The organism is Corynebacterium epidermidicanis (assembly GCF_001021025.1).
Lineage (GTDB): Bacteria > Actinomycetota > Actinomycetes > Mycobacteriales > Mycobacteriaceae > Corynebacterium > Corynebacterium epidermidicanis.
In genome coordinates this window covers 1,858,507-1,879,388 of sequence record NZ_CP011541.1, presented here as the reverse complement: position 1 = coordinate 1,879,388, position 20,882 = coordinate 1,858,507, and the positions used below count along the sequence as shown (strand labels likewise).

At 58.8% G+C, this 20,882-nt stretch carries 18 protein-coding genes; 15 read left to right on the top strand and 3 right to left on the bottom strand.

Annotated elements, in window-relative coordinates; all coding sequences use genetic code 11:
* The first annotated feature begins 50 nt into the window (after positions 1-50).
* Positions 51-593 (top strand): isopentenyl-diphosphate Delta-isomerase, encoded by a 543-nt coding sequence (gene idi / locus CEPID_RS08690; RefSeq protein ID WP_047240645.1) that lies wholly within the window; start codon positions 51-53, stop codon positions 591-593.
* Here idi and CEPID_RS08685 read toward each other — a convergent pair.
* Together CEPID_RS08685 and treS are read right to left on the bottom strand one after the other, a co-directional pair.
* Positions 552-1,673 carry a phosphotransferase gene (locus tag CEPID_RS08685; protein WP_047240644.1) on the bottom strand — a complete coding sequence of 374 codons (1,122 nt, stop codon included), beginning with the start codon at positions 1,671-1,673 and terminating at the stop codon, positions 552-554. The two genes, idi and CEPID_RS08685, sit on opposite strands and share 42 nt — an antisense overlap.
* Positions 1,674-1,685: 12 nt before the next feature.
* Entirely contained in the window at positions 1,686-3,437 is a 1,752-nt protein-coding gene (gene treS / locus CEPID_RS08680) for a maltose alpha-D-glucosyltransferase (RefSeq protein WP_047240643.1), read from the bottom strand.
* Between the two features lie 172 nt (positions 3,438-3,609).
* Here treS and CEPID_RS08675 point away from each other — a divergent pair, with 172 nt between their 5' ends.
* Genes CEPID_RS08675 through CEPID_RS13325 form a run of 3 tightly spaced genes read left to right on the top strand, consistent with a single transcriptional unit; the run spans position 3,610 to position 7,355 of the window.
* The gene (locus CEPID_RS08675) at positions 3,610-5,169 is read left to right on the top strand and encodes an FMN-binding glutamate synthase family protein (RefSeq protein WP_144413495.1); all 1,560 of its coding nucleotides are present in this window, start codon (positions 3,610-3,612) and stop codon (positions 5,167-5,169) included.
* A 26-nt stretch (positions 5,170-5,195) separates the two neighbouring features.
* On the top strand, positions 5,196-7,175 hold the full coding sequence (locus CEPID_RS08670) for a M3 family metallopeptidase (RefSeq protein WP_047240641.1): 1,980 nt from the start codon (positions 5,196-5,198) through the stop codon (positions 7,173-7,175).
* Between the two features lie 12 nt (positions 7,176-7,187).
* On the top strand, positions 7,188-7,355 hold the full coding sequence (locus CEPID_RS13325) for a hypothetical protein (RefSeq protein WP_158408037.1): 168 nt from the start codon (positions 7,188-7,190) through the stop codon (positions 7,353-7,355).
* A 205-nt stretch (positions 7,356-7,560) separates the two neighbouring features.
* Here CEPID_RS13325 and malQ read toward each other — a convergent pair whose 3' ends face one another.
* Positions 7,561-9,663, bottom strand: coding sequence for a 4-alpha-glucanotransferase (gene malQ / locus CEPID_RS08665; protein WP_047240640.1), 2,103 nt, complete (start codon positions 9,661-9,663; stop codon positions 7,561-7,563).
* A gap of 84 nt (positions 9,664-9,747) precedes the next feature.
* On the opposite strand from malQ, the gene CEPID_RS08660 reads away from it, so the two are divergent.
* From CEPID_RS08660 to recO, 11 genes are all read left to right on the top strand, one after another.
* Positions 9,748-11,577 (top strand): AMP-dependent synthetase/ligase, encoded by a 1,830-nt coding sequence (locus tag CEPID_RS08660; RefSeq protein WP_047240639.1) that lies wholly within the window; start codon positions 9,748-9,750, stop codon positions 11,575-11,577.
* An 86-nt stretch (positions 11,578-11,663) separates the two neighbouring features.
* Positions 11,664-12,326 carry a hypothetical protein gene (locus CEPID_RS08655; protein ID WP_047240638.1) on the top strand — a complete coding sequence of 221 codons (663 nt, stop codon included), beginning with the start codon at positions 11,664-11,666 and terminating at the stop codon, positions 12,324-12,326.
* A complete protein-coding gene (gene hemW / locus CEPID_RS08650; RefSeq protein WP_047240637.1) occupies positions 12,323-13,417 on the top strand; it encodes a radical SAM family heme chaperone HemW in 1,095 nt (364 codons plus the stop codon). Before CEPID_RS08655 ends, hemW begins: the two co-directional genes overlap by 4 nt.
* 1 nt (position 13,418) lies before the next feature.
* Positions 13,419-14,417, top strand: a complete 999-nt coding sequence (hrcA, locus tag CEPID_RS08645; RefSeq protein ID WP_047240636.1) for a heat-inducible transcriptional repressor HrcA — start codon at positions 13,419-13,421, stop codon at positions 14,415-14,417.
* 51 nt (positions 14,418-14,468) lie between these two features.
* Complete coding sequence (gene dnaJ, locus CEPID_RS08640; RefSeq protein ID WP_047240635.1) at positions 14,469-15,605, top strand: molecular chaperone DnaJ; 1,137 nt, start codon at positions 14,469-14,471, stop codon at positions 15,603-15,605.
* The gene (locus tag CEPID_RS08635) at positions 15,602-16,360 is read left to right on the top strand and encodes a 16S rRNA (uracil(1498)-N(3))-methyltransferase (RefSeq protein ID WP_047240634.1); all 759 of its coding nucleotides are present in this window, start codon (positions 15,602-15,604) and stop codon (positions 16,358-16,360) included. The genes dnaJ and CEPID_RS08635 overlap by 4 nt, the downstream gene beginning before the upstream one ends.
* 75 nt (positions 16,361-16,435) lie before the next feature.
* Positions 16,436-17,389, top strand: coding sequence for a PhoH family protein (locus tag CEPID_RS08630; RefSeq protein ID WP_047241454.1), 954 nt, complete (start codon positions 16,436-16,438; stop codon positions 17,387-17,389).
* Positions 17,386-17,916, top strand: a complete 531-nt coding sequence (gene ybeY, locus CEPID_RS08625) for an rRNA maturation RNase YbeY (protein WP_047240633.1) — start codon at positions 17,386-17,388, stop codon at positions 17,914-17,916. The genes CEPID_RS08630 and ybeY overlap by 4 nt, the downstream gene beginning before the upstream one ends.
* On the top strand, positions 17,913-19,205 hold the full coding sequence (locus tag CEPID_RS08620; protein ID WP_047240632.1) for a hemolysin family protein: 1,293 nt from the start codon (positions 17,913-17,915) through the stop codon (positions 19,203-19,205). The genes ybeY and CEPID_RS08620 overlap by 4 nt, the downstream gene beginning before the upstream one ends.
* Entirely contained in the window at positions 19,202-20,110 is a 909-nt protein-coding gene (gene era / locus CEPID_RS08615; RefSeq protein WP_047240631.1) for a GTPase Era, read from the top strand. Before CEPID_RS08620 ends, era begins: the two co-directional genes overlap by 4 nt.
* 18 nt (positions 20,111-20,128) lie before the next feature.
* Positions 20,129-20,860, top strand: a complete 732-nt coding sequence (recO, locus tag CEPID_RS08610) for a DNA repair protein RecO (RefSeq protein ID WP_047240630.1) — start codon at positions 20,129-20,131, stop codon at positions 20,858-20,860.
* The last annotated feature ends 22 nt before the right edge of the window (positions 20,861-20,882 follow it).

Below are 20,882 nucleotides of genomic sequence, written 5' to 3'. Positions count from 1 at the left end.
ATGACCACCTGTGCTGCCACGAACTTTGTGCAGCTATGGTGGGAAGTATTATGACGACGACCCCAGAGTTAGTCGTGCTCGCAGATCAGCACGGCAATCCCATCGGGACCGCCCCGAAGTCAACGGTGCACACCACAAACACCCCATACCACCTAGCCTTTTCTTGCTACGTCCACAATGCTGCGGGCGAGATTCTCCTCACCAGACGAGCATTGTCAAAGTTGACGTGGCCTGGGGTGTGGACAAATTCAGTCTGTGGACACCCAGGACCGGGCGAGTCCTACGTTGACACCGTGCAACGACGCGGGCGAGAAGAACTCGGCGCCACCCTGGTGGACATCTCCGAAGTGCTACCTGATTTCAGCTACCGCGCCATTGACTCTTCCGGAATCGTGGAGTGGGAAGCTTGCCCGGTTTTCAGCGCGCTTCTCGACGGCGAGTTGCACCCGAACCCGCAGGAAGTTGATTCCTTCGCTTGGGTTTCGGCGCAACAGTTGTGCGCTGCAGTGGATGCCACTCCGTTTGCTTTTAGTCCCTGGCTAGTCGAACAGCTAAGCCATGAACGGCTGCGTCAGGCGCTCCACTGCTCCTAGCGGAATAGGGACCCAATCGGGGCGATTGTTTGCTTCGTAGGCCACTTCGTACAGTGCCTTGTCCAGGACGAAGGCTGCGAGCAGCGGATCTTTCGCAGAGATTCCGGCCGAGGTGAGGAATGGCTCGCTGAGGTCCACTTTCGTCCCGGCAACCTGGCTCGCATAGTCGAAAGACCGCAGCATGCCAGCGATATCCTGCAGCGGGGACATCAGTTCGCGTCGCTCCGCGAGTGGGCGGGCTGGTTCACCTTCGAAGTCAATGAGTAGGTAGCGGTCTGTGGTTCGCAAGATCTGTCCCAGGTGGAGGTCGCCATGGATACGTTGGACCTCGGTATTTCCTTCTGCTGCCCGCGCATAGAGTTTTTGGGCCGCCTCAGCATAATCGGATAGGACAGGCGCCTGCGCCACCAGCGTATCCACCCGCTGCGCTAGGCCGGCGACTATCGATTCATTTGAAACCATCTCGGACCCAAAAGCGGCTTTCAAATCTCGATGCACCGCCGCTACCGCTTCACCCATCAGGGTGGCTTCTCCCGTAAGTTCTGCTCCGGCTTGCGCGCGGGCGAGCGTGAGCTCCCAACCTTCCCGGGCATCGGCCACGAAATCTTGGAGCATCGCGGTGACATATTCGACACCGTCCACATCGACGGTGGTGTAGCCACGCAGCCTTGGGGCGTAGCTACAGTTCACTCGGGCTAGACCAGCAAGTAATTCGACATCGGGGTTAATCCCAGGTTCCAGCTTTCGGAAGAATTTCACCATTACTTCACCGAAGATGATGGAGGTATTTGATTGCTCTGCACCCGATACCTTTGGCGTGGGGTGGGGTGGGAGGAGGTCGTCGACAAGCGCGTGCATGTGACCGGCGCCGAAGGCGTTGCCCTGGGAGAATGCCGTGGCCATCTCCGCAGTTGTTGCTTCGGTGGTGAGGATGTCGCGCTCCCCGTCGAGGACGAGTTGGTAGAGGTCCCCGTCGATGTCGGCAATAACCCAGTTGCCCGCACGTTTTACCTCGCTGAAGCTACTGATGCCGCTGGATTTGGCCCGGAAGAACCGGGCGTTTGCGATGTCGTCATACATGAGTGCGGGCTCCTAACGCGTCAGGTCGAACCAGAAAAAGCCGTGCGGTGCGAGTGTGACTGTCCACTCCCGATCACCGATTTCTGGGAAGAGCTCGCCACCAGTCAACTCGCGGGGAACAATGCGGACGAACTCCGAAAGATCCAGGGAGGCGGCCTGCGGACGCTTGGACAAATTGTTGATGCACAAGATCACCTGGCCGCGGTATTCGCGGAAGTAGGAGAACACGGCGTCGTTGTTTGACTCGATTTCCCGGAAGGTGCCCAGACCGAAAGCGTCATACTGCTTGCGGATATGGATCAGCGCGCGACACCACTTCAGCAGGGAGTTCTCCTGGTTCATTTGCGTTTCCACATTCACCGCCGCGTAGCCGTACTGCGCGTTCTGGATCGCCGGCAAATAGAGCCGCTCTGGCTCAGCCTTGGAAAATCCTCCATTGCGGTCGGCATTCCACTGCATCGGGGTGCGTACGCCGTCGCGATCATGCAGCCAAATGTTGTCCCCCATGCCGATCTCGTCACCGTAGTAAAGCACCGGGGAACCGGGCAGGGACAGCAGCATCGCGTGGAAGAGCTCCAGCTGGTTTCGGTCGCCCTCCAGCAACGGCGCTAATCGACGCCTAATGCCCACATTCGCGCGCATCCGAGGCTCTTTCGCATACTGAGAATACATGTAGGCGCGTTCGTCGTCGGTGACCATCTCCAAGGTCAATTCGTCGTGGTTGCGCAGGAAGATGCCCCATTGCGCTGAACTCGGGATCGGCGGGGTGTCCCGCAAGATGTTCGAAATCGGCTTGCGGGATTCTTTCCGTACGGCCATGAACATGCGGGGCATGAGCGGGAAGTGGAAGGCCATGTGGCATTCGTCGCCGACCTCTGGTTCGCCGAAGTATTCCACCACGTCTTGTGGCCATTGATTTGCTTCTGCCAGTAATACGCGACCCGGGTATTCCTTTTCGATGACCTCGCGACACAGCTTGAGGAATTGATGGGTCTCAGGAAGGTTTTCGCCGTTGGTTCCCACGCGCTCGTAGAGGTAGGGCACGGCGTCCAAGCGGAAACCGTCAAGGCCGAGGTCCAGCCAGAAACGCATTGCGTCCAGCATCGCTTCCTGGACAGCTGGGTTGTCATAGTTCAGGTCGGGTTGGTGGCTAAAGAAGCGGTGCCAGTAGTACTGCCCGCGCACCGGGTCAAAGGTCCAGTTCGATTCTTCGGTGTCGATGAAGATGATGCGGGCTTCCTGGTAGAGCTCAGGAGTGTCGTTCCACACGTAGAAGTCGCCGTACGGCCCCTCTGGATCGCGCCGGGACTCTACGAACCACGGGTGCTGGTCGGAGGTGTGGTTCATAACCAGGTCAGTAATGATTCGGATGCCACGTTGGTGTGCTTGGTCGACGAGTTCGACGAAGTCATCTACGGTGCCGAACTCCGGCAGGATCTCGCGGAAGTTGCGGATGTCGTAGCCGCCATCTTTGAGAGGGGAGTCGTAGAAGGGTGGGATCCACAAGCAATCGACGCCCAACCATTGCAAATAGTCTAGTTTTCCGGTCAGTCCGCGGAGGTCGCCGACACCGTCGTTGTTTTCGTCGGCAAAGGCACGTACTAGTACTTCGTAAAAAACGGCTTGCTTATACCATTCCGGCTGGGAACGCTCCCAAGGTTGTTCGCCTGGCGCGGGCGCGGGGGTACGGAAGTCCTCCGAATTCGGCTCTACGACGAAGCCCAGTTCATCAACAATTGGGGTGGTGGAATAAGTTTCGTTCATAGCCACCAGGTTATAGAAAAGTGGTGACTATGCGGGGGAAGTACGTGATAACCTGCGGAAAGTTCCTGGCTCGGGTTGGGTGTGAAACTTATGTCGAGGCGATGGTAATCACGAGTGAGCAACATGACATAAAGTCTTAGCTAACCCCATTGCCTACAGGAGATTACCCCAAGTGAAAAAGACCAAGATCGGTGCTCTCACGATCGCAGCAGGCGCATCTGCCGTGGCTGTGTTTGACTTCTTCCAAACTAAGCATTCGATTCGACGGAACTTCCCGCTCGTCGGCCGTGGCCGCTGGGCTGCCGAAGCGTTGCGACCACCAGTGCAGCAATACTTCATCGAGTCCGACACGGATGGCGCACCGTTTGACCGCGAAACCCGCACGATGATTTACCAGCAGGCTAAGAATCTGGGTGCGGAGGAGGCGTTCGGTACTGAGCGTGACCTGCTCAAGCCTGGGCGTGACCACATCATGCACTCGGCTAACCCGGCACCGGTACTCATTCAGGCGCCTAAGGTTCGCCTGGGTGGTCCGGACTGCACCAAGCCTTATGACATTTCGCTGTTCAATGTCTCCTCGATGTCGTTTGGGTCCTTGTCCAAGAACGCCGTCTTGGCGATGAACAAGGGCGCCGCGATGGGCGGGTTCGCGCACGAGACCGGCGAGGGTGGGCTCACCAAGTACCACCTCAGGTACGGCGCGGACCTGGTGTGGGAAATAGGCTCCGGCTACTTCGGGTGTCGGAACGCTGATGGCACGTTCTCCCCGGAGAAGTTTACCGAAAAGGCGACGTTGCCACAGGTAAAGGCGATTTTGATCAAGCTCAGCCAAGGCGCCAAGCCGGGCATGGGTGGCATGCTGCCGGGCGAAAAAGTGTCGGCGGAGATTGCAGAAGCACGTGGTATTCCGGAAGGCGTGGACTGCTTGTCCCCAGCCTCCCACTCCGCGTTTAGCAACCCGACGGAAATGATGGAGTTTGTTAAGAAGCTCCGCGAACTGTCGGGTGGCAAGCCAGTTGGCATCAAGTTCTGCGTGGGTACCCGACACGAGGTGCTGTGCATGATGAAGGCCATGCTCGAGACTGGAATCACCCCAGACTTCATCACTGTTGACGGTGCGGAAGGTGGCACCGGTGCAGCACCACTGGAGTTCTTGGACCGCGTGGGCTCTCCGCTGTCTGAAGGCCTGATGATCGTGCACAACGCGCTGGTTGGCTGCAATCTTCGTCACCGCGTTGCCATTGGTGCAGCAGGCAAGATCGTCGGTGGGGCGGACATTATCCGTCGTCTAGCGATCGGCGCAGACTTCACCAACTCCGCGCGCGGCATGATGATGGCCGTGGGCTGCATTCAGGCTAAGACCTGCCACTCGAACACCTGCCCAGCGGGTGTCGCCACCCAGGACGCGCGTTTGATGCGTGGTTTGGATGTAGACGACAAAGCTGAGCGCGTGAAGAATTACCAGGCCAACACCCTGAAGTCCGCTATGCGTATTCTCTCCGCGATGGGACTCACTGATTTCTCGCAGCTGGGACCAGCCCACGTCGTGCGTCGTATTGACCCCACCCAAGCGCGTCCTTACGAGGACATTTTCGACTGGCTCAACCCGGGCGCACTTGTCGACGGCGAAGCGCCCTACGATTGGCAGCGTGACTTCGACCGCGCCGACGCGAGCTCCTACACCAGCCCGCCATCGCGTATCGGTCTGATTCGTAACCAAGGAATGCGTTAGTCACTACTAACTAAGAAAGAGGTCTCATGAACCCGTTGCTTCAACCCAGCGAACTGCCGTACCAGCTGCCGCCGTTTGCCGAGATCAAGTCTGAGCACTACCTCCCGGCATTCGATACTGCTCTTGATGATCACGACGCGGAAATCTCCGCGATCGTCACCAACCCAGAGGAACCTAGCTGGGAAAATACGGTAGAGGCACTGGAGAAATCGGGCCAGGCACTAGCTCGGGTTGCCAACGTGTTCTTCAACCTCAACGGCACTGACGCGTCCGAAGAATTCGACAAGATTTCGGCCGCCATCCTGCCTAAGCTGTCGGCGCACGAGGATGCCGTTTATCAGAACGAGCAGCTCTACGCCCGCATCAAGTCGGTGACCCCACCGGCCGATGAGGAAAGCCAGCGTTTGCATGAGCAGCTGCTGCGTGCTTTCCGACGCCGCGGTGCGGACCTTACCGCTACCGAAAAGCAACAGCTTTCGGAGTACAACCAGCGCCTGGCGGTTTTGGGGGAGGAATTCCGCAAGAATCTCCTCAGTGACACCACCAAGTTGGCGGTGTCCTTGTCGGAGGACGAACTCGCTGGATTTAGCGACTCTCGCAAGGCAGCAGCTGCCGATGCTGCGAACGCCTTGGGCCGTGAAGGTTATGTTATTCCGCTGGAGTTGCCTACCGTCCAGTCGGAGCAGGCTTCTTTGGACAACCCGGAGGCTCGTGCGAAGCTCTACGAGGCTTCCTTGGCTCGGGGCACTGCGAATGCTGAAGTGGCGTTGGAGATGGTTCGCTTGCGCGCGCAGCGGGCCGAACTCTTGGGATACGCCAACCACGCAGAGTATGTGCTGGAGGAGGAGACGGCGAAGACTCCAGAGGCAGTCCGCAAGCTGCTTCACGGGCTCGCCCCCGCTGCCGCCACGAACGCGCAACAGGAATACAAGCTGATCTCCGAGGACAATGAAGTCGAAGCCGCCGACTGGAGCTACTACGAGTCGAAGATCCGCGCCCGCGACTACGCACTCGACGAAGACCAGCTGCGCCAGTACTTCCCGCTGGAATCCGTGCTGGTCAACGGCGTGTTTTATGCCGCGAATCTGCTGTATGGCATCACGGTAGAACCCCGCGATGATCTGGCCGGATACCACGAGGACGTCAAGGTTTGGGAAGTCAAAGAATCCGACGGCACCGGAATCGGCCTATTCCTCACCGACTACTTCGGCCGACCATCCAAGCGCGGTGGTGCGTGGATGAGCTCCTTCGTGGACCAATCCCGACTCCTCGGCACCAAGCCCGTAATCATCAATGTCATGGGCATTACCAAAACCGAGAACCCGCTGCTCACCCTCGACGAAGTGACCACTTTGTTCCACGAGTTTGGCCACGCACTCCACGGCCTGCTCTCCGACGTCCGCTACCCAACCTTCTCCGGCACCAACGTGCCACGCGACTACGTCGAATTCCCCTCCCAAATCAATGAGAACTGGGCCTTCGAACCACAGATCCTCGCCAACTATGCCCGAAATGCACAGGGCGAGGTCATCCCTACTGATCTCGTAGCGGCCATCGAAGCTGCGAAGCAATTCGGCCAAGGCTTTGGGACCAGCGAATACCTAGGAGCCGCAATCATCGACTTCGCCTGGCATTCCTTGTCCGCCGCGCAGGCAGCCGACGTTACCGATGTTGAGGCTTTCGAATCTGCCGCGTTGGAGGATGCTGGACTGGTCGTCGATAAGCTGGCCCCTCGCTACAAGACCTGCTACTTCAACCACATCTTCGGCGGCGGCTACTCTGCGGGCTACTACTCCTACCTGTGGGCGGAAGCCCTGGATGCGGACGGTTTCGATTGGTTCAAGGAGCAGTCAGACATGCGGGCGGCAGGCCAGCGCTTTAGGGAGCTGGTGCTCTCGAAGGGAGCTTCGAAAGACTTCGATGCCGCTTACGAACAACTCCGAGGCCGAGCCCGCGACCTGACTCCACTACTCACGCGCCGTGGCCTTGCTGGCACTGAGGTGTAGTATCAACAACCAATGCATATTTTGGATTGGCTAACATCCGCGCCGTTGTGGCTGCAGGCCCCGCTGGTGGTAGGCACCGCGGCGGCACTCTGCGCCGCTATCGCATTCGGCTTCTTGCGCCTTATCGACGTTGCGGATGGAAAGCTCACGCGCTGGTTGAAGGGGAAGAATGAAAAATAAATACCCGCAGTCCCGAGTCAAACTCGCGCTCTATGTGCTTCTAGCACTCGTGATTATCGCAGGCTTTGTCGGATATTTCTGAGCTGGTTGATAGCTGAACTGGCGTCGACCGAGGATTGCTTTCGGCGGGCGTTGCTGGCGCCAGCGCCTCCGCAATCCGCGAACCCAGCACGCCCCGGGACAGCAAGAACCAGCGCTTCCAACGCTAGCGCTTGCTTGCCTCCGCGACGGCTTTGAAAAGCTCGTTGTCGGCGAGATCCTCAATGAGCACTGCCTGACCTTCGCCGGTGCAGAGTGGAATACACCAGTTCGGGTACATGTCCCGGGTGGTGCCTGGCTGATTCTGTGCGCGGATGTCGCCCACCATGTCCACCAATGCCGCGCAGGTGAGCAAGGAAGGTGTCGCAGCTACAAAGCGGTGCAGGCCGATGAGAAGATCGGTGAAATCGCCCTGGTAGCGGCCGGATTCGAAGGTTGCGTCGGCAGCTGAGGTGCCCTCGAAGCTGCCTTGCTTGGCCACTTCCCGGAACACTTGGTTTTGCCAAGCGGCGTCTTCGGCGTCTTCCTCCTCGGCGTCTCGGGTGAGTACGCCGAGGTTTTCGCGCAGGGTGATGTGGGAGCCTTGTACGTAGCCGGCGGTTGGTGGCAAATCGTGGGTCGTAACTGACGTCAGGGCGAGTTCGCGGTAACTTTCCAGGGACTTCGGAGCGTCAGCTTCGTTTTCGAACCAAAGGATTGAGGTCCCCAGCACACCACGTGCTGCCAGTGCTTCTTGGACCCACGGCTCAAAGGTGCCGAGGTCTTCGCCGATAACCACCGCTCCCGCCCGCTCTGCCTCGAGCGCCAAGATACCGATGAGGGCTTGGTAGTCGTAGGAAACATAGGTGCCGGTTGTTGGTGATTGCATCCTTGGGATCCAGAACAGGCGGAACAGCCCCAGGACGTGGTCGATGCGGATACCGCCGGAGTGGCGCAGCACGGTACGCAGCATGTCTCGCCAGGGCTTGTACCCGGCTTCGGCGAGCTTTACCGGGTGCCATGGCGGCTGGGACCAGTCTTGGCCCTGTTGGCTGTAGCCGTCAGGTGGCGCCCCGACTGACGCGGCTGGTGCGAGGACAGATGCGAGGATTTCTGCGTCGGCACCTCCGGGGTGCACGCCCACAGCCAGATCGGCCATGATTCCTAGCTGCATTCCAGCGGCTTTGGCTTTGGCTTGGGCGGCACCGAGCTGTTGGTCGCAAATCCACTGGAGCCAACGGTAGAACTCGGCAGTCTCTTCCACTGAAGGGGCGATTCCGTGGGCATTCTCATCCGGGTTGTGCAGTAGTTCACGCGCGGCGCACCAACGTGCGAACTTATCGAGTCCGGCCCCTTCGAGTTTGCAGTACTCCTTGAACGCACGCTGTCGGGCATCGGAACGCTCGAGGTGGAAAATCTCCCGCAGCACCTGCAGCTTTGCTGCGTAGATAGGGTTGCGCTCGATTGTCTGGGAGGTGGTGTTGAGCTCCTGGAACTCGGTGGCGAGTTCCCGGACGTCGGCAAGCAAATCGCTGTCGAGCTGAGTGATTTCTTCGATGTCTTCCACCCGGATGTAGATCGGGTTGATGAATCGGCGGGTCGTGGGAAGGTAAGGGGAGTCTTCGATGGGTGGGAACGGCTCCGCGGCGTGCAGAGGGTTGATGAGGAGGAAGTCGGCGTCAGCGTGGCGGGCGACTACCTCACAGAGTTCACCGAGGTCATGAAAGTCGCCCATCGCCCAAGATCCCTTGGATCGCACTGAGTAGAGTTGCGCCATCACACCGGTGATCTTGTGTTCCGGCACTGTAATTCGCTCTGGGGTGACCACCAGGTCACAGGTGGCTACCAGGCTGTTCGATTCCAAACGCAGGGTATGCCAGCCGAGTTCGAGGTCTGCGGGGATCGCGAAGGAAGCCTCACCCCAGCGCACGCCGTTGACGTCGGTGGGTGGGGTCCAGTTTTCCCGCTGTTCAGCATCGACAGTGCGGCCGGATTCGGTGGTGATGGTGACGCGTGCGGGAGCGCCATCGTGGACGTGGACATTGACGATGTATTCGTAGCCGTGGGTAGACACCACACACGGAGGGAGCGGGCGTGAGGCCGCGCGATCGTGGAATTCCTTGATGGCCCGGGTGACAGAATCGCCACTGATTTCAACGTCGATACCCAAGGCATGCAAGGTCTTGAGCAGCGTATCTGCGCTTACTTCAATATATTCGCCCTCGGCGGACCAATAGCTGGTGGCGATACCGTGGAGATCGGCCAATTCTTTCAAGGATTCGTAGCTCACACCGATTTATCTTGCCATCTATCGCGCATTGCTGCTGCCAAAGTGTAGCGTGAACATGAACTATCCCTCATGAAAAGGAAGATTATGCAGGAATTTGCCACTCAAGCTAACTTCGAGCTCGAACCTCATGAGACACCGTTGAAGGCGTTGATTGCCACGGCGACGGCGCGTCCCTACGGAGTGATGTTCACCCGCCCGCGAAACTTCGAGTGGGTCAATGTCACGGCAAAAGAATTCATTGCAGAAGTATTTGAGGTCGCCAAGGGCTTGATTGCTAATGGCGTTCGCGAGGGCGATCGGGTGGCTTTGCTGTCGGAGACTCGCTATGAGTGGTCCCTGCTGGACTTCGCCATCTGGGCTGCGGGGGCAGCCTCGGTGCCGATCTATGGATCGTCCTCCCAATCCCAAATCCAGTGGATTATTGAGGACTCCGGCGCAGTCTTCGCAATCACCGAGTCGCGCGAGCACACCGAGTTGATGAAGCACCTCGAGCTGCAAGACAACGGCGAACCACGCCTCCAGGGTTCGCCGTCACAGCTGCGGCGCATTTTAGAAATTAACTCCTCCGCTGTGACCACCCTCAAATTTGAAGGGCGCGGCATCACTGACGAGGAAGTTCAGCAGCGTATCGACGCCACCATGGGCGCCGACCTCGCCTCCCTGGTGTATACCTCCGGCACCACCGGGCGGCCAAAGGGCTGCATGCTAACCCACGCCAATTGGCTGTCGGAGGTCCGCGCGCTGCTCACTCACCCTATTGGGGCTATCGCCGTCCCTGGCACCCGGGTGTTGACATTCCTGCCGATGGCGCACGTTTTGGCGCGCGCGGTGTCGCTTGCAGTCGCAGTAGGCGGCGCCACCCAGTCGCACTGGTCCGATTTTTCCTCTCTAACGGTGGAATTCCAACGCTCACGCCCGAATCTGATCCTGGGTGTGCCACGAGTCTTTGAAAAAGTTCGTAATGGTGCAGCTCAGAAAGCTGCGGATAAGTCTGCTGTGTCGGGGGCGATGTTCCTTGAGGCAGAAAAGGTTGCTATCGAATACTCGAAGTCTTTGGATAACGGCGGGCCTAGCCGGAGTCTGAAACTTAAGCATCGCGCATTTGACCGCCTTGTATTCGCCAAGATACGTTCTGCGATGGGTGATGAGGTGCGTTACTGCATCTCTGGTGGCTCCGCGATGAGCCACGACCTGCTGCACTTCTTCCGGGGCATTGGGGTCCCGGTGTACGAAGGTTATGGATTGACGGAAACCTCCGCTGCAGCCGCGGTCGATTTTCAGCCACAGCGCATCGGGACTGTTGGTCGACCAGTTGGCGGCATGGCAGCGCGGGTCAATGAAGAGGGAGAGATCCTGCTTAAGGGGCTGCAGCTGTTTACCGGCTATTGGAACAATGAGGAGGCTACTCGCGAGGCGATCGTCGACGGCTGGTTCAACACTGGTGACCTGGGCGAGATCAACGATGAGGGCTACCTGCAGATTTCCGGCCGAAAGAAGGACTTGATTGTCACCGCCGGTGGCAAGAACATCTCGCCGGGGCCGATGGAAGATTTGTTGCGCTCGCATCCACTCATTTCCCAGGCCCTGGTGGTTGGCGACGGCAAGCCGTTCGTCGGAGTGCTGCTCACCTTGGACGAGGATGCGTTCCGTCGCTGGAAGCTGGTGCACAACTTCCCAGAAAAGACCTCGGTGACCGAATTGGCGCTGAATCCGCAGCTGCGTGCCGATATCCAGGACGCGATCAACAACACCAACGCCACCGTTTCCCACACTGAGGCCATTAAGAAGTTCTACATCTTGGACCGGGACCTGTCTGAGGAGGCGGATGAGCTCACGCCAACCATGAAGGTTAAGCGCAACGTGGTGGTGCGTCGGTTCACCAAGGAAATCAATCACATCTACAAGCGCAATTAGTCCGACACTCCCAGCCTCTCCCGGCGGGCCTACCCGATTTTCTGCCAGCAAACCTTTAAGGTAGAAAACGTCCAAAAGGAGGGGCTGTGCAACTAATTGACGCCAAGCTACGTCACCGTGAGTTGACCCAAGCGGTCTACGACATCGGTGACGAAGTCGTTGATTACATCGAGCACCTCATTGAGGCAATCAACGACTGGGACACTGAACTCGTCGTTGATTGCAAAGCAGAGTTCGATGACATTGTCGAAGACGCACGTGTCGATGCGCGACGGGCAGTCGCTGAGCTCGCTGGCGTGCGACAAGCGCTGACGTCTGGCCTGCGTAGTGGCACCGTGTCCGTCCGGCAGCGGCGGGACGTGGTCGTCGCTAAGCCGGCAGTGCTTACCGATGTCACGGAGGTTGCGCCGCTGAGTTCTCCCGCGGGGGTCGAAAAGGTCGCGCGGGCGATGAAAGCCAGGAGCCGGGCAGTGGTGCGCAACCTGGAAGCTACGGTTGAGTGGGTGCTGGATCGGACTGCGGTGGCTGCCGACGACCTCGGCGCGCTGAGCCTGCCAGTGTTGTACTCGCAAACCCAGCGCATTGTCGACGTCGCCGTGGAGACTTGGATGCGCGACGTTGCACAGCTGCATCCCGAATTTGTGCGTGGAATGCGCGGAAGTAAGCCTCCTCGGTTCCTCGGCGAGCGGGCGCGGATCGACGCAGTGGTGGCGCGCGTTATCGCGAAGCGAAAGGTCCAGGCTTCGTGACGTACGGCCTGTACATTCACGTCCCCTTTTGTGCTTCTCGGTGCGGATACTGCGATTTCAACACATATACGCCCGGCGAGGCAGGCATGTCTCCGGAGACGTATCTTGAATCCTTGTTTCGGGAACTGGAGCTGGCGGAAAAGCGACCACTCGACACCATTTTCTTTGGGGGTGGGACCCCGTCAATGCTGGGGGCGAGAGGGCTGACTCAGATTCTCGATGTGGTTCGTGACAACTTCGACCTCAACGGCCCGGAAATCACCACCGAATCCAACCCGGAATCCACCTCTCCGGAATTCTTTGCCGGTTTGAAAGAAGCAGGCTTTACCCGGATCTCCTTGGGCATGCAAAGTGCAGCGTCGCATGTGCTGCGCATTTTGGAGCGGACGCACACCCCGGGCAGGGCGGTGGCAGCAGCCCGCGAAGCGAAGGCCGCTGGATTTGAGCACGTCAACTTGGACATGATCTATGGCACGCCCTCAGAAACCGATGACGATGTCCGTCGCACCCTCGACGCGGTGTTATCTGCTGACGTAGACCACGTTTCGGCGTATTCGCTCATCGTTGAGGACGGTACTCGCATGGCTCGCAAGGTCGCCCGAGGGGAACTTCCTGCTCCTGACGAAGACGTCTTGGCGGATCGCTACCAGATCATCGATGAGGCACTTTCTGCCCACGGATTTAGCTGGTATGAAGTTTCCAATTGGGCGAAGCCAGGCGGTGAGTGCCAGCATAACCTCGGTTATTGGCGGGATGGGGACTGGTGGGGAGCTGGCCCAGGGGCGCATTCGCACTTGGGCGATAAGCGGTTCTATAACGTGAAGCATCCACGTCGCTACGCGGAATTGTTGCGCACCGGCCTGCCTATTGCTGAGACTGAGGAGCTCACAGCAGAGGATCGGCACGTCGAAAAGCTGATGCTTGGTTTGCGGTTGCGGGAGGGAATTGAGGCGCACCACATCACTGCTTGGGAGGCGGCGCGTCGACACGAGGCTGCGGGGCTGCTGCAGATTTCCGATCGGGTGGCGCTCACTGACGAAGGAAGGCTGCTCGCAGACGGTATTATTGCCGATATCCTAGCTGAGGAGTGAGATGGCATCGTCAACTGAGAAGCGACGTCGGCAGGTTTTGGGCGCCATCGTCGCTGACTACATAGCGTCTCAGGAGCCCGTCGGCTCGAAGGCGTTGGTAGAGCGACACCAATTGGGTGTTTCGAGTGCCACCGTGCGCAACGACATGGCCGTGCTGGAGGCCGAGGGGTACATCGCTCAACAACATGCCAGCTCGGGCCGCATTCCTACTGAAAAGGGCTATCGGCTGTTCGTGGATTCGATTCACGAGATCAAGCCAATGTCTTTGCCCGAGCGGCGTGCCATTCTGAACTTCCTCGAGGGCGGGGTGGACATGGAGGATGTGCTGCGGCGCAGCGTGCAGCTGCTTTCACAGCTCACCCGCCAGGCCGCCGTGGTTCAGCTACCGACCTTGAAGGTCTCGCGGGTCAAGCACTGCGAAGTGGTTGCGCTGACCCCGTCTCGGCTGCTCCTGGTCCTCATCACTGACGTGGGGCGCGTAGAGCAGCGCAACGTGGAGCTCGATGAGGCTATCGATGACGTGAGCACCCTGCGCAACCTGCTTAATCAGGCGATGGGCGGGAAGACCATGCCAGAGGCATCGGTTGCGCTGGCTGATCTGGCGGAGTCCGCGCCGCGAGACCTGCGCAACATCGTGATCCGCTGTGCGACCGTATTGATCGAAACCTTGGTAGAGGCGCCTTCTGACCGCCTGATTTTGGCGGGGGCATCGAATCTCACCCGGATCAACACTTCGCTACTCGACGCTCTCGAAGAGCAAGTGACGGTATTGCGCCTGCTCAGCCACGTGCAAGAGGGTGAGGTCAACGTCACGATCGGCTCCGAAATCCAGGAAAAGGACCTGCATAGCACCTCCATCGTGTCCACCGGCTACGGTGATGAGGAAGCTACATTTGGAGCTTTGGGGGTCATTGGGCCAACATTTATGGATTACACCGGAACTATTTCGAAGGTGTCCGCCGTTGCACAATATGTCAGTCGAGTTCTCGGCGGGCGCTAATCGACGGCATTAGCACCAACACAGTTGCTGAAGAAAGGTACAACACACATCGTGGCACGCGATTATTATGGCATTCTTGGATTGGATAGGGACGCCACCGACCAGGAGATCAAGAAAGCTTACCGACGCCTCGCCAGGAAGTACCACCCGGACGTCAACGACACCGAGGAAGCCGCGGAGAAATTCCGCGAAATCTCCCTCGCCAATGAAGTGCTGTTGGATCCGCAGAAGCGCCGCATCGTGGATGCTGGTGGCGACCCAATGGAAGGCCCGGCGGCTGGCGGTGGCTTCGGCGGTGGCTTCGGCGGTGGCGGTTTCGGAGACATCTTTGAAGCCTTCTTTGGTGGTGCCGCTGGGGGCAGTCGCGGTCCGCGCTCGCGTGTCCAACCGGGCAACGATGCGCTGTTGCGTACCCAAATCACCCTGGAAGAGGCATTTTCCGGTGTGGCAAAGGAGATCACGGTAGACACCGCAATCCTGTGTGACCGCTGCGAAGGTACAGGTTCCAATTCCAAGTCAAAGCCGGTCACCTGTAACAATTGCCACGGTTCGGGTGAAATCCAGGAAGTCCAGCGTTCGTTCCTGGGCAATGTGATGACCTCGCGGCCATGTCACGTGTGCCAAGGCACAGGCGAGGTTATCCAGGATCCGTGTGACAAGTGTGGTGGCGACGGCCGAGTGAAGTCCCGCAAGCATATGACGGTATCCGTACCAGCAGGAATTAACGACGGCATGCGAATCCGCATGGCAGGACGTGGCGAAGTCGGCCGTGGCGGCGGCCCAGCCGGCGACCTGTACGTGGAGATCTCTGTGGCACCGCACCCAGTGTTCACTCGCAATGGTGATGACCTGCACGTTTCGGTGGAGGTTCCCATGGTTGATGCCGCTCTGGGAAGCTCTCTCGACATCGAGGGGCTTGACGGCAACAAGGTCACCATCACCGTGCCGGCTGGTTCCCAGCCTGCCGAACAGGTGCGCGTCGAGGGCGCGGGTATGCCGGTGCTGCGAGGTGATCAGGTAGGTAATCTCTATGCTCACCTTGATGTCAAGATCCCTACCGAGCTCGATAAGCGTTCCCGAGACATGCTGGAAAAGCTGCGGGATCACCGGGATGACGAAACCAAACTATTCTCCGAAGCCGGTTCGGAATCCGTCTTCTCCCGACTACGAAACCGTTTTCGCATATGAGTCTGCCCGTCTTCCTCGCTGATTTGGATGCCTACCTCGCCGGCGATACCCCGGTTTTGCCCGAGATCGGCGCGCAGTTCGTACTCGACGGAGCAGAAGGCAAGCATGCCGCGACCGTGAAACGACTGCAGGTCGGTGAAGTGCTCATTCTTATCGACGGCTGCGGGGCAGGTGTCGAGGCGCGAGTCGAAGGCGTCGATAAGGCTGCGTTGGCGCTGCAGGTGCTGGCCAGGCATGAGTTCCCGCGCCCCGCGGTGACCGTCGTGCAGGCGTTGCCGAAGGCGGAGCGCTCCGAGTTGGCAGTGGACCTCATGACCCAGGGCGGGGTGGGGACGATTGTGCCGTGGCAGGCGTCGCGCAGTATCGCTAAGTGGGCCAACAAGGCGGAGAAGGGGAGGGCTAAGTGGCGTTCGGCGGCGGTTGCGGCGGCCAAGCAATCGCGCCGGCTGTCGGTTCCGGAGATCGGGCAGCTCGCACAGAGTAGCGCTGATGTCGTGGAATTGATCCAGCAGTGTCGCATGGCAGGTGGCACCGCGGTGATGCTCCACGAGGAGGCGTCGGTGCCCTTTGCCAGCGTCGCACTGGCTGAACCGTTGCTCATCATCGTTGGCCCCGAAGGGGGATTGGCTCCGGAGGAAGTCGAAGAGTTTCGGGCTGCGGGGGCAGCGGCTACCGTGCTAGGGCCTGAGGTTCTTCGTACCGCGAGCGCCGGATTGGTGGCACTTGCCGCCTATGGTGCGCTCCGGCGCTGGTAAAGTTCGAGTCATAACTTGTCACCACAGTTCCGACAGGCAGGCGAGCCCAGTTTGGCTATCTATCAAAAGACCAGCATTATTTCCGAGGATTACTCCTTGTGCGAAGCACACGTTCATACGGTCCTCGGGATCAATGACGAAAACCTTAAAGTGCTGGAAAACCTGATTCCCGTGGACGTTTTCGTGCGTGGAACCCAGGCGAAGATTTCCGGTCCGGACTACGAGGTAGCGCGCACAATCAAGGTGCTCGATGAGCTGCAGGCCATCGCACAGCGTGGGCACGTCATTTCGCCGGATTCGGTGAAGAATGCCGTCAAGATCATCACCGATGAAGCACCTCAAAGCGTTCGTGCGGTGTTGGCCAGCGACATCATCGCCCGCAAGGGCAAAGCCGTGCGACCCAAGACATTGGGCCAAAAAGAGTATGTGGACGCCATCGACACCAACACTGTTGTTTTTGGTTTGGGGCCTGCAGGTTCCGGCAAGACCTACCTCGCGGTGGCCAAGGCAGTGCAGGCTTTGCATTCGCGGCAGGTCAGTCGCATTATTTTGACGCGCCCCGCAGTGGAGGCAGGGGAGAAGCTGGGATTTCTGCCCGGCACGCTCAACGAGAAAATCGACCCCTACCTACGTCCGCTCTATGACGCTCTGCGAGACATGATCGACCCCGAAATCATCCCGAAGCTGATGGAATCTGGGGTGATCGAGGTAGCACCACTGGCGTACATGCGTGGACGCACACTCAACGATGCTTTCGTGATTCTGGACGAGGCCCAAAACACCACTCCAGCCCAGATGAAGATGTTCCTCACTCGCCTGGGGTTTGGTGCAAAAATGGTGGTGACCGGTGACATCACCCAGGTAGACCTTCCGAGCGGCCAAAAATCGGGTTTGCGCTTGGTCCGGCACATTTTGCGCGGAGTGGAAGACGTCCACTTTGCGGAACTACACAGTGAAGATGTGGTGCGGCATGCGCTGGTAAGCCGTATCGTGGACGCCTACGACGCATTTGAAGAGGAAAACAGTTGAGCATCGAAGTTTTTAACGAATCTGGATTTGCAGGCGATGGTGTCGACGAGACCCAGCTCATCGACGTAGCTGCGTTCGCTCTGCGCGCGATGGATGTGCATTCCGCCGCGGAGCTCAGCATCCACATTGTGGACCTGGATACGATCGCTGACCTGCACGTTCGATGGCTCGATCTGGAAGGTCCCACCGACGTGATGAGTTTCCCGATGGATGAGCTCACTCCCGGGTCAGGACGCCCCGACGCTGCCGATCCATCGCCAGCAATGCTGGGTGACATCGTGTTATGTCCGGAATTTGCGCAGCGCCAGGCGGAGAAAGCCGGCCACGGTCTCGCCCACGAGTTGGCGCTGCTCACCGTCCATGGTTGCCTGCACTTGTTGGGCTATGACCATGTGACGCCGGCCGAGGAACAAGAGATGTTCGCGCTGCAAAACGAGATCTTGAGTGAGTGGTACGAGAACTCCGAGCAAGATAAGCCCCAGGGTGCCCAAGCCTTCCCGAGTGCTGCGGATCGTGAGTTCAGTTGATTCTGCAGGGCTTATGCCTTCTCTTGGCTCTGCTGGCCTCTGGGGCATTATCGACGGTCGAATCTGCGGTTTCTTCGATCTCACGCGCTCGAGTTGAGGAGCTAGTCAAGGAAGAACGCCCAGGCGCGCCAGCGCTGCTCAAAGTGGTCACGAAACGCGCGGATCACATTAATCTTTTGGTGCTCATCCGCACGATTTTGGACGCCGTGGCGGCCGTCTTTGCGGTCTCGCTGTCCTTGGAACTGTTCGAGGTGCGTTCCACGGCGATCACGGTGGCCGTGTTGAGCCTGTCGTTGGTTACCTTCGCTGTGGTCGGCGTGCTCTCGCGCACCGTAGGACGCCAAAATCCTTATACGGTTTCCCTTAACAGTGCGTTGATCCTAAATTCTGCAGCCTTTGTACTCGGTCCCATTCCCAAGGTGTTGATCTGGCTGGGCAATCTGCTGGCCCCCGGCTCGGGCTTCCGTGATGGTCCTTATGCCACGGAAATTGAGCTCCGTGAGATGGTGGACATCGCGCAAGAACACGGCATTGTGGAGATCGAAGAACGACGTATGATTCAAAACGTCTTCGATTTGGCTTCCACTACAGCCCGGTCTGTTATGGTGCCGCGCACCGAGATGATTTGGATTGAGCGCGATAAAACGGCCGGCCAGGCCACCGCCCTGTGTGTTCGTTCGGGGCATTCTCGCATACCCGTGATCGGGGAAACTGTCGATGACATCGTGGGCATTGTCTACCTGAAAGACCTCGTGCAAAAGACCTACCACGCCACCGACGGTGGTACGAGCGTGCGGGTAGACGAGGTCATGCGCGAAGCGACCTTCGTTCCGGATTCCAAGAATTTGGATGGGTTGTTGCACGAGATGCAGCTGCATCGCAACCACATCGCCATGCTGGTCGACGAATATGGTGGTATCGCCGGTCTGATCTCCATCGAGGACATCTTGGAAGAAATCGTCGGCGAAATTGCTGATGAGTACGATGCTTCGGAGGCCGCGCCCGTCGAGAAGCTGGACGAGACTACCTTGCGCGTCGTCTCCCGCCTGAGCCTGGATGACCTGGAAAGTTTGTTGTCGGAAGAGCTGGATGTGTCGGTGGAATTCGATAAGGAACAGGTCGATACGGTGGGCGGGCTGATCGCTTATGAGTTGGGGCGTGTGCCGTTGCCCGGGGCTGAAGTGGAGGTCGCTGGATTGCGGTTGACCACGGAAGGGAAGCGGGATCGGCGCGGCCGGATGCGAGTGACCTCAGCAATTGTGGAAGTCATTGGTAGGATCGACTCATGACACTTGGATATACCGAAGATAATTTTCGTTCCGGTTTCGTTAGTTTTGTTGGCCGGCCGAATACTGGTAAGTCCACACTGACAAACGCCCTGGTTGGCGAGAAGATTGCGATTACTGCCAACCAGCCGGAGACGACGCGTCACCCGATCCGTGGTTTGGTGCACCGCGAAAACTGCCAGATTGTCGTCGTCGATACGCCTGGCCTGCACCGCCCGCGGACGTTGCTGGGCGAGCGGCTGAATGAGATTGTGAAAGAGACGTATTCTGACGTCGACTTGATTGTGTTGACGATTCCGGCCGATGAAAAGATTGGGCCGGGCGACCGGTGGATTTTAGACGCAGTCCGAAACGCTGCGCCGAAAACACAGGTCATTGGGGTGGTCACCAAGATCGACAAGGTTTCCCGCGATGAAGTGGGTGCGCAGCTGATCGCGGTCCACGAATTGCTTGGCACCGATGTGGTGCCGGTCTCTGCGGTGAAAGATGAGCAGATCGATGTGCTGGTCGACGTCATGGCGTCCTACCTGCCGCTCGGGCCAAAGTACTACCCAGACGATCACATCACCGACGATGACACCGAAAAGCGCATCTCCGAGCTGATCCGAGAAGCTGCCCTGTCCGGCCTCAAAGATGAACTGCCGCACTCGGTTGCGGTCGAAGTCGATGAGATGCTCGAGGATGAGGAAACCGGCCGGTTGACGGTGCACGCAGTAATCTACGTGGAGCGGCCTGGCCAAAAGACCATTCTTATCGGTAAAGATGGTCGGCGCATGTCGCGGATCACCCACAACGCGCGCCTGGAAATCTGTAAGCTGCTCGACCGCAACGTCTACCTGGATCTGCGGATCAAGGTGCTCAAAAACTGGCAGTCCGACCCGAAGTCCCTGGGACGCCTGGGCTTCTAGCGTGGTGACACACTTCTAGTGGCCAGAGCACACAGTTATTCCACCCGCGCATTAGTGGTGCGGACCTACGACTTCGGCGAAGCCGACCGCATCATCGTGCTGCTGACCCCGGCCGGTCTCGTGCGGGCAGTGGCAAAAGGGGTGCGTCGGTTGCGTTCCCGGTTTGGCTCTCGGCTTGAACCTTTTGTTTTGGTACAGGCGCAGCTCTATCCTGGCCGAAATTTAGACACCATCACCGGCGCCGACACCGTCGCGTATTTCGGTACGGGCATCATCGATCGCTACGAGCATTACACTGCCGCCTGCGCGGTGTTGGAGGCCACGGAGCGGCTCAGCATCGACGGAGGCGAGCTTTTCGACGCCGCTGTGGAAGCCCTCAAAAACATTCAAGTAGCCACGCGTCCCACCCTCGCGCTAGACGCGTTCTTGCTGCAAGCGATGGAGACCGCAGGCTGGGCGCCACAGCTCTTCGACTGTGCCCATTGCAATGCCCCCGGGCCCCATCAGCTTTTCCACCCAGGTGCCGGTGGGGCACTCTGCCGAAACTGTCACTATTCCGGCTGTGCTGAGGTGGACCCGGAAGTACTTCACGTGATGTGGCTGCTTGCCCATGTTGGTGGTGAAGGTGCCGAAGTTGCGCCGGAGAGTGTGTGCAATAGCGCGCATCAATTGGTGCGCGCGCATCTGCAGTGGCATCTGGAGCGCAAATTGGGTTCCCTAGACTTCGTCGACGCTGGCTGGACACACTAAGATAGTCGGGGTGACTGTACCG

Excerpts from the sequence above, each read along its gene's own strand:
- idi (WP_047240645.1), top strand. The coding sequence starts at position 51 with ATGACGACGACCCCAGAGTTAGTCGTGCTCGCAGATCAGCACGGCAAT.
- CEPID_RS08685 (WP_047240644.1), bottom strand. The coding sequence starts at position 1,673 with ATGTATGACGACATCGCAAACGCCCGGTTCTTCCGGGCCAAATCCAGC.
- treS (WP_047240643.1), bottom strand. The coding sequence starts at position 3,437 with ATGAACGAAACTTATTCCACCACCCCAATTGTTGATGAACTGGGCTTC.
- CEPID_RS08670 (WP_047240641.1), top strand. The coding sequence starts at position 5,196 with ATGAACCCGTTGCTTCAACCCAGCGAACTGCCGTACCAGCTGCCGCCG.
- CEPID_RS13325 (WP_158408037.1), top strand. The coding sequence starts at position 7,188 with ATGCATATTTTGGATTGGCTAACATCCGCGCCGTTGTGGCTGCAGGCC.
- CEPID_RS08660 (WP_047240639.1), top strand. The coding sequence starts at position 9,748 with ATGCAGGAATTTGCCACTCAAGCTAACTTCGAGCTCGAACCTCATGAG.
- hrcA (WP_047240636.1), top strand. The coding sequence starts at position 13,419 with ATGGCATCGTCAACTGAGAAGCGACGTCGGCAGGTTTTGGGCGCCATC.
- CEPID_RS08635 (WP_047240634.1), top strand. The coding sequence starts at position 15,602 with ATGAGTCTGCCCGTCTTCCTCGCTGATTTGGATGCCTACCTCGCCGGC.
- era (WP_047240631.1), top strand. The coding sequence starts at position 19,202 with ATGACACTTGGATATACCGAAGATAATTTTCGTTCCGGTTTCGTTAGT.